8 protein-coding genes are annotated in these 9828 nt (G+C 23.1%); 3 read left to right on the top strand and 5 right to left on the bottom strand.

Annotated elements, in window-relative coordinates; genetic code table 11:
• Positions 1-700: 700 nt before the first annotated feature.
• Complete coding sequence (locus tag MBFIL_RS01485; RefSeq protein WP_066970793.1) at positions 701-979, bottom strand: hypothetical protein; 279 nt, start codon at positions 977-979, stop codon at positions 701-703.
• A gap of 649 nt (positions 980-1628) precedes the next feature.
• Here MBFIL_RS01485 and MBFIL_RS01480 point away from each other — a divergent pair.
• Together MBFIL_RS01480 and MBFIL_RS01475 are read left to right on the top strand one after the other, a co-directional pair.
• On the top strand, positions 1629-2996 hold the full coding sequence (locus MBFIL_RS01480) for a dihydroorotase (protein WP_066970790.1): 1368 nt from the start codon (positions 1629-1631) through the stop codon (positions 2994-2996).
• A gap of 45 nt (positions 2997-3041) precedes the next feature.
• Positions 3042-3221 (top strand): CooT family nickel-binding protein, encoded by a 180-nt coding sequence (locus tag MBFIL_RS01475; RefSeq protein WP_066970789.1) that lies wholly within the window; start codon positions 3042-3044, stop codon positions 3219-3221.
• Positions 3222-3402: 181 nt separating this feature from the next.
• On the opposite strand, the gene MBFIL_RS01470 is transcribed toward MBFIL_RS01475, so the two are convergent.
• The 4 genes from MBFIL_RS01470 to MBFIL_RS01460 all read right to left on the bottom strand — a co-directional run bounded on the left by MBFIL_RS01470 (position 3403) and on the right by MBFIL_RS01460 (position 7779).
• Entirely contained in the window at positions 3403-5064 is a 1662-nt protein-coding gene (locus MBFIL_RS01470; protein ID WP_066970787.1) for an ATP-binding protein, read from the bottom strand.
• A gap of 423 nt (positions 5065-5487) precedes the next feature.
• Positions 5488-6300 carry a KilA-N domain-containing protein gene (locus MBFIL_RS01465; RefSeq protein ID WP_066970785.1) on the bottom strand — a complete coding sequence of 271 codons (813 nt, stop codon included), beginning with the start codon at positions 6298-6300 and terminating at the stop codon, positions 5488-5490.
• A gap of 936 nt (positions 6301-7236) precedes the next feature.
• Complete coding sequence (locus MBFIL_RS11220) at positions 7237-7449, bottom strand: hypothetical protein (RefSeq protein ID WP_369324003.1); 213 nt, start codon at positions 7447-7449, stop codon at positions 7237-7239.
• Between the two features lie 90 nt (positions 7450-7539).
• Positions 7540-7779 carry a hypothetical protein gene (locus MBFIL_RS01460; protein ID WP_066970783.1) on the bottom strand — a complete coding sequence of 80 codons (240 nt, stop codon included), beginning with the start codon at positions 7777-7779 and terminating at the stop codon, positions 7540-7542.
• Between the two features lie 472 nt (positions 7780-8251).
• On the opposite strand from MBFIL_RS01460, the gene MBFIL_RS01455 reads away from it, so the two are divergent.
• A complete protein-coding gene (locus MBFIL_RS01455) occupies positions 8252-9682 on the top strand; it encodes an ATP-binding protein (RefSeq protein WP_066970781.1) in 1431 nt (476 codons plus the stop codon).
• The last annotated feature ends 146 nt before the right edge of the window (positions 9683-9828 follow it).

Raw genomic sequence — 9828 nt, 5'->3', positions numbered from 1 at the left:
AAACAGATTAAAAAAGTTTAAAACTAAAACACAAAAAATAGACCAAAAAACTAAAACAAAAACTAAAAAACATCTAAAACCATATCCAACAATCATAAACCTTTATTTTAATTATGGATAATCTCCTATAAAAATTAAATATAATAATAGTATAAAATAGTATAATAAACAATACAAATAGATATTAAATAATTTAAATAAAATAATTAAGTAGTATATTAATACTTAATTAGACACATGTTTTTGAAAAACTCAATTTTATTATGGAATTAAAAAAATGTTATTTACTAAAAGCATTTTTATGTTTTAAATGCTTAATTTATGAAGTAATTATTGATTAAACTTAGCTTATTAAGTTAAAAAATCTTTGATTTTTAAACTTTTGTTTCTGGATGAAACTAGGGAAATCATTGATTTGTCGTTTTAACAATTTGTTCTATCATTAAGTTCAATCAAATATAGGATTATTAATTAAAATATTATGACTATTCTAATGTATCCAAATCAATTTAATTAATCTGAAGCCAACTAATTAGTCAATAGCCCAACTAAATAATTTATAATTAATATAAACTTAAAAATATTTTGCCTAAAAATATTATACTTATAATATTTCCTAGGAAATTATATAGTACAATTAATAATACAATTTATATAATACAGTTACATAATCATTTGACATATAATACATTTATATTACTTAATCATCTTTCTCAAGACAGTTACCAACATCATTCTCATACAAAGGACAGATATTTGATAAAACACAGGTTAAATCATCCGATTCCAAACCAACTTCATTATTATCTATTTTATATTGAATAACATCCTGAAAAACATTTAACAAACTATTTAAATCCTTATTAAAGATCCCAAAATGATAATCATTTTGCACTACTAATTCACATGGAATATGCGCATTATTATAGTAAACGCACTTCTCACAGTTTTTTTCTTTATCCAATCTCCATTTAAACATACAATCATCCTTACCTATTATTGAGTAGATGTCTATATTTATGTGTCAATGTTATATATATACTATATGGAAAAAACATGTACACTCATGAAAAATACTAATAATAATATAAAAAACTAAGATATTATAGATTAATATAATACAAATCGAGACATGATAAATCTAATATAATTTTTTTATATAATAAATCATGATAAAAAGAAAAAATAAATGAAAAAAAGGATGAAATAGAATAAGAATAAATAAAAAAGATAGAAAAGATAAAAAAATAAGAAAAAATACATTAAAAGAAAAAATAGAAAACAACGATACCAATAATAGAAAAGAAAAAAGAAAAAATAGAAATCTAAACAAAATAATAATAACTAAGTCATAAAATAGCTATTTAAAATGATATAAAAAAAATAAAAAAATAAAAAAATAAAACCATTAATAAATAGATAAAAATGACAAGTAAGTGAAATAAAATAGCTATTCAAAAAAAATAGAAAATAAAGATAATACCAATGAATAATAATCTAAAATATTATATAATACAACTTAATAAAGATAAAAATATTATAAAATACTTAAAGAATCCGCTATAATAAATAAAAAAGATAAACTAATAAAAAACAATTCATAAATAATAGAAGAGGAAGTAATTATAATGGATTTAGTGATTAAAAATTGTAAATTAATAGGAAAAGAAAATAGTTATTACATAGGAGTTAAAGATGATAAAATAGCTCAGATATCAAAAAACCCTTTAAAAGCAGATAAAATAAAAGATGCTGAGTATAACTTAGTTATTCCAGGATTAATAGACCCACATGTTCACTTTAGAGACCCTGGACTTACAAAAAAAGAAGATTTCAAAACAGGATCGATGGCAGCAGCGAATGGCGGATTTACAACTATAATAGACATGCCAAACACAATACCTCCAACAGATACATTAAAAAATTTCAAAGAAAAAATAAAAATAGGTGAAAAAAAATCAATAATAGACTTCTCACTTCACAGTGGAATAAATAATAATACAGAGATAGAAGAAATATCTAATCTTAAGCCAGCTTCATTTAAAATATTTATGGATTTACACAAAGATAATGAATTAGATGAGCTTTTTAAAAACATTTCAGATATAAATAAAAAAATAGCTATCCCCCTCAATCAAAAACCCAAACTACAAGAAAAAAAAGACATCGAATTAAGCAAGATAGACCCTATTAAAATAACATTACACTGTGAAAACAAAGAAATCATCGCATCACAAACAAAGGAAATCAATGCAAACAATCTAAATCATACTGATTCCCCCATCTCATATACCTTTCACCGTCCCCCACAAGCAGAAATAGAATCAATAAAATATGCAATAAAATTATCTAAAAAATACAATATAGCTATACATATATGTCACTTAACTGTAAAGAAAGCATTAGATTTAGTAAATAATGCTAAAAATAAAGAAAATGTTGATATTAGCTGTGAAGCAACTCCTCATCACCTATTACTTAATAGTGATGCTTTTAATAGCTATGGCACATTAGTTAAAACAAACCCCCCACTTAGACCAAGTGTAGAAAATATAACAGTAACTAACTTAAAAAACATTGGAATGATTGGAACCGACCATGCTCCCCACACACTTAAAGAAAAAAATCAAGGACCCATGGAATCAAGTCCAGGAATTCCTAATTTAGAAACAACAGTACCACCACTTTTAACAGAAGTGAATAAAGGAAATTTAGACTTAAATGTTCTTATAAACTCAATGACAATTAATGTTTCAAAAAGATTTAATCTTAAAAATAAAGGATCTCTTAAAGTCGGATATGATGGAGACATTACAATTATAGATATGAAAAAAGAAGGAAAGATAAATATTGAGAACTTCTACACTAAATCACAATACAGTCCATTTGATGGGTTTAAATATAAAGGAATAGCTATTACAACTATATCAAATGGAAAAATTATTATGGAAGATGGAGAAGTTTATAATGATAATAAAGGGAAATATATAGTTTAGCTTAAGGATTGACTAAGATTTATAAATTTAATTAAAGGTGAAAATATGTGTGAATCAACAGTATATACAGCAGAAAATGAAATAATAATGGAAGATGTTATGGTAGTTGAAATTAATGGAAACAAAATAGAAATGGTAGATATTTTAAATAATAAAAAAATAGTTCATGGCAAATTTACTAAATTAGATCTAGAAGGACATAAATTATATGTTGAATTAGACTAATCACTAAAATTATTTTAAGACAAAAGACATGAGTATTTCTAATGTAAGATTATTAAATTTAGGTATAAATCTTATTAAAAAACCTTCAAAATGAAATATTTTAAATTAGATGGTGTGTAACAACTCCAAATTTAAAAAAAATAATATAAAACATACTTAAATTTTCTTGATCCTATTAAATTTAGTTATGATCTAATTTCTCGATTTTACATTTTACTTCAGTTATGGTGTCTTTTTTATTAATTTTAGTGTCTTTAAATGCTATTGCAAGTAAAATTACGTTATATTTCTTGTTTTTATAAAGTCTATAATATTGTTTTGTGTGTATTTGATTTAAAGCATTATCAACTAATGTATCAATTGATTTTTTCTGGTCTTGAGTGTATTTAACTTCTGTAATAACTACTTGTTTTTTATCCCTAAATACTGCATCAATTCTACCTTGATTAATTGGCACTTCACTTCTAATTTTAAAGCCCATATTTTTTAGTAATAGTAAAAATATTGTTTGTTTAACTTTCCATCTATCATTCCTTGTTGTTATATTAAGATAGTACGGAATTTCACCAAGTTGAATTTCTAAATAATTAGTTAAACTTTCACAATCCCCATTTTTAATATCTTCCCATAATTCATCTTGAAAGTCTAGAATATCCTCTTCAACTTCACTTAAATAGAAATTTATCAAATTATCCTTGTATGCTTGTTTAACTTCAAAATTAGGTATCTTAAGCGAATATTCAATTTCACCATTAACATTGACATATTCTTTATCAATTGTTAAATAACCTCCTTGGAAAAGCAAAGACAAATCAACAATGTTTTTTGGGTCAATTTCGTTTAAGTCATTTTCATTTATAACCATATTCTCAAAATTAATAGTCTCTTCCCTATTTTTTAATATATCAACTAAAAAGTGAGGTGTTCCTGTTGCAAACCAATATTGAGAAAATTTTCCTTTTTTCAGAGCAGATAAAGTAGAAAAGGGATTAAAAACTCTTTTTTCACCATCAAAACTATAACCATCATACCAATAATCAATATTAGATAAAGCATCATCATAACTAATATTATTTTTATCAGCAAAAGAGTTAATATGATCTAAACAATATTTTGTTAACTCCTCATGCGTTATACCACAGATAGTAGAATAATTATTAGATAATGTAATGTCAGTTGGATTATTCAACTTAGAGAATATAGAAGTGTGGGCAAATTTACTAATACCTGTTATAAAGACAAAATTAAGATACTCATCTTTATTTTTTAAAGCTCTGTAAAAACTTTCAATGACTTCCCGATTAGCATCAGCTAACTCTTCATTATTTATATTATCAAGAATTGGAGCATCATACTCATCAATGAGAACAACAACTTCCTTACCTGTACTAATATACAATTTCATTATTAAATTTGAAAACTTTTTCCTTACAGAAACTTTCTCATTAAGTGATATATTATATGATTTTGCAATGGTTTCAATAGTGTTTTCTAAATCTAATTTTAATTCTTCAGTTGAACTATTTTCTAAATCACTCATATCTAAATGTATTACATTGTATTGGTTATTCCAATCCCACTTATCATAGACATAAAGTCCCTTAAAAAGCTCTTTATCTCCTAAAAAAAGACTTTTTAAAGTACTAACAAGTAATGACTTACCAAATCTTCGAGGTCTTGATAAAAAAACTATTTTCTCATTATGTAGCAAATTATAGATTTCTTTTGTTTTATCTACATAAAGAAAATCATTTTTTCTTAAAAATTTAAAGGTTTGTGTACCTAAACAAATCTTTTTAAAGTGTTCATATTTCAAAGAATTTCTATTAATCCCTTCTTTCATGATTAAACCTCCTTTTCTTAAATTTGTTGAAAAATCTTACTTTAATTAGACTATTTATTTCTTGTTCAAATGATGATTAATATTAGCATTTAAGGTTTTACAGAAGAAATAGGTAGAATATTAATAATATATTATATGTTTTTAATAATATATAAATTTATTTGTGATTTAATTCTTTTAAAACCATACAAATAGCTATAACTACATATAATGTAATTATAATAGAAAAAATAGATATAATAACAGTATAAATTGAAAACTATGATTAATTTATTATGTATTCAATCACAAATTTCCACCAATATAGTTTTTAAAATCGTGCCATTACTATAAATACGTCTTAAAATCAGTGTCTTAAATAGTTATTTAATTTTTCAAGACCAATAGTAAAAAAATTTAAAACGCTTTAAATTAATCAATTTTCTATTTTAATTGCTTTAATTGTTTATTTTTGACAAGTGAAGACAGTTGAGTGATTGCTACCTTATTTAATTCTATGATTCTTGTCTCTTGTGAGAGTTCTTGATGAATTAATAGTGCATTTATACTTTCCATATTTGAAAGTACCACCAATTGTTCTAATGTTCCATAATCACGAATGTTACCTTTCTTATTTGGGTTTTCATCTCTCCACTCTGCTGCAGTTTTTCCAAAAATGGCAACATTTAATAAATCCGCTTCGTTAGCATAGACAAATTTAGATTGTTTTGATGTAACTAATTTAGGAATGAGTACCTCCTTAATTGCATCAGTATGAATAGTATAATTAATTTTTGATAAGGTTCTTTGAAGATTCCATTCTTTTGAATTTAATTCATTATTTTTAAGTCTTTGAAACTCTTTAGCAACATATAATTCAAATTCCACAGAAATCCAATTTGCAAATTTAAATGCAATGTCTTTATGAGCATAAGTGCCACCATAGCGTCCTGATTTGGAAATTAATCCAATAGCATCAGTTTTTTCTATCCATTTTTTAGGAGATAATGTAAATGAATTTAAACCTGCTTGGTTTCTAAACCTGTCGAATTCGACAGGTTTAAAATTTGAATTATATAAACTTTCCCAAATGCCTAAAAATTCTAATGTATTTCTGTTTCTTAACCAATTTCTAATTACCTCAAAAGGTTCATCAGATTTATATTTTGCAATATCTGTAATAGATAAATAATCATTTTCTCCTTTTGTAATTAATGTAATTTCTGTATCTTTAACATTTATACTTTCCTTTGGCATATTCTCACTTAATAATTAAATTTTAATAGATAGTTATAAATCATTTATACTACTTAATTTATTTAAAATTGCTAATAAACTATTTCTTAGAGCATCTGAAAAGTAATATTTTTAAAACTTTATGGTAGAACTTATTTTTTCTAAGCATTGTGTGTGATTTGTTCATATATGATATTATAAGGCTGTGCAACAATTCAAAAATCTAATTTTTTAAATTTTGTTAATTAACTTAAAATTACATTTATAGAATTATAATAAATAATATTATAAAAATAAACATAAATATTTAATAAAATTCTATTTTAATTAATATTAACAACTATTTACTAAAAATAGTTATTTTTAAACATTTAATTTTTATTATCCTTTAAACTATTTTTAATTCAATTTAACTAATTAATATGAGTTATTTATTAATTATAACTATTTTAAACATTTATTTTTTATAAAAAATATGTATTAATGACTTACAAATATTTTAATTTATTTTAATTAGATATCTATTTTTACAAAAAATAATCGTTGCACAGCCTATTATGTCAAAAATAAATATATGAATGATTGTAGAGTTATTATAAATAGATTCATAAAAGTATAATAAAGTATTCAAGAATTTTAAATGCCTACATGAAATTTAAACAAAAATGTATCTGTATTTTTAGAAAAAATAGATAATTACACATTAAAACATGCAAAAAACGATGAATGACCTTCATTTTTTCATGTAAATTCAGCACCCTAATTTTTAAGATAGTGAAAATGATAACTGTATAAATATTGTATACAATAATATTGTTAAGAATAAATAAATTTTAACTTAGTGTTTGTTTTATATAACGAAGATTTTGTATAGTTCATTTTCCAGTATTGTCCTAAACTACACAAAAATACCTATAAATTAATTTAACAGCTCTTTTATCCTCAAAATATAAGAACTTAGTTGTTTTTAGAAATTGATAATGGTTTTTTTCTTTTAGCTATCTTATTTTTAGCTATTTTATTATTTTTACCAATTACTTTTATTTCATGGCATTTATTGTTCTTAAAAGTGTTTAAGGTTATTGTATTTTTGTTTCCTTTTACATCTACTCCGTGATATTTGTTTTTATTTGCTATATTCTGTTTTATTTCATTGTAATCTCCTCTGATTACAATTCCATGGATTTTGAAATAATGTTATTGGATTTTATCTTATTTTTTGAACCTTTGATATGTATACCATAAATTGTATTAAATATTTCATTTGAAATTATTCACATCTACATCAATCTTATTACCATCAGAAACATAAGTTTTACTACCTAAATGAACAATGTCTCCTGAATTAAAAGAACTTTCAACACTAGTAAAAGAATTACCTGAAACCGTAACATCAGCACCACTAACAGACGAAACCACTACAAAAAGAATCAATGTCAGTAAAAACAAAAATAATATGTACCTATTGCTTTTAACCCCATTTTTAAGACCCAAAAACATAAACATTTCTCCATAACAACCCATGATTATAAAATATACTCCTTTATAAACATTATTGAACAGAAAAATTTAATTAATAATATAATAACTATTAAGAAATATCAAAAGAATAATATTTAAAGTTTATGATCGTTATACAAAACTAATATCAATAATAAGAAATAATAAGGCATAAATATGAAAATATACAGAATATAAAGTAAATATTATGAAAAAATAAGAAAAATAAGGCTAAATAAAAAATAAATAATAAAATACAACATGATCAATATAATTCATAGTTTGTTCAATTATAGATTAAGATCATTAAGCTACCACAATTAAAGCAGTTGTTTTATCTCTAAGAAATTTTTTATTGAAATATATTGTTTCTAAAAATAAATAAATATTTATATAGTATTGACTATAAAAATAAATAAAAGGATATAGAGAATATTTTATTAAATAACTAATATTATTGTCGTGGTAAAAAATGGAAAATGATAAGGTATTAAATTATGTTAATGAATTGTTGTTTCAAGGTATGGATGTATTGGAAGACAATTTGAAAATAAATGGTTATAATATTGAGTATAGAAAAATATATTTTAAAATTAAAAAACATGTTAACATGTTCTTAGAAGGTTATGTTGAAAACAGATTCATTACTTTAGCAGGTTTAAGAGGAGTTGGAAAAACAACATCCCTATTTCAAATATATGATTATTTAATAAATGAAGAAAACATCTCTAAAAATAGAGTACTCTATATTCCTGCTGATGAATTAGATTACTTAGGAACTGATTTATATGAAGTAATAAATGTTTTTATTAAGGATATTCATAATTCTAGAATCACAAACTTAAAAGAGGAACTATTTATATTAATTGATGAAGCACAATATGATAAGAAATGGTCAAGAACAGGAAAGATAATCTATGATAAAACAAAAAAAATCTTCATAATTTTCACTGGATCCTCTGCATTAGACTTTGAAATGAATGTTGATGCAGTAAGAAGAATAAAAAAAGAACTTGTTTTTCCAATGAACTTTAATGAGTATAATCTATTGAAAAATAAAATTTCCCCACCAAAAAATTATGAAAACATAATAACCCAACTGATATTCACAGGAAATGTAGATAATGCTATTAAAAAAGAGAGTGAAATGAATCTAAACCTGTTAAACACTAATAAACCTATTGTGAAAGAATGGGAGAAATTTTTAATCTATAGAGACTTCCCTTATGGATTATATATGAAAAAAGAGGATGTGTTTATAAGAACTTTTGCTATGATTAATAGAATAATAGAAAAAGATGTTTTCACATTAAAATCTTTTAACACAAATACAATATCCACTATCAATCAAATAATTACATACATTGGATTGCAAGATCCTGGAGGAACTTCTGATAAAAAATTAGCAACAATCTTATCTAAGTCTGCAAAATCAATTAGAGAAATTTTGGATGTTTTAGAAAAAACTCAATTAATATTTAGTATAAAACCCTATGGAAGTGGTGGAAAACAAATAAGAAAGCCATGGAAATATTATTTTTTATCTCAATCAATAAATGCATCTATAAGATACAAATTTGGAAAGTTTAATATTTATGATAGAAAAATTTTAGGTCTTTTAGCTGAAAACTTCATTGCATCTTATTTATTTAAACTAAGGGAAAACCTAAATCAATATTTAAATATATATTATGATCCCTCAATTAATGGTGTAGATTTTTTAATAGATATTGGTGATAAAATTATTCCAATAGAAGTAGGTCTGGGAAAAAAAGATAAAAAACAAATCACAAAAGCAATAGTAAAATATAAATCAGAATATGGAATAATAATATCAAATACAACAGAAAAAATAAGAAAAGAAGATAATATTATTTATATTCCATTAATAGCTATTTCATAAAATGAAAAGTAAAATATTTAAAAGCATTAATTAACAAAATCAATTTTAGTAACCATTTATAAATTCCAAAGAATATAACTAAGGTAATTTATGGTAATTTATATATGTTAAAAGTATCTTTCCGTTTGAAATGCTTATTTCATTAA

It is taken from the genome of Methanobrevibacter filiformis (genome assembly GCF_001639265.1).
GTDB classification, from domain to species: Archaea; Methanobacteriota; Methanobacteria; order Methanobacteriales; family Methanobacteriaceae; genus Methanacia; species Methanacia filiformis.
Note: the sequence above shows the minus strand (reverse complement) of the source record. Positions and strands in the feature narration are given on the sequence as shown.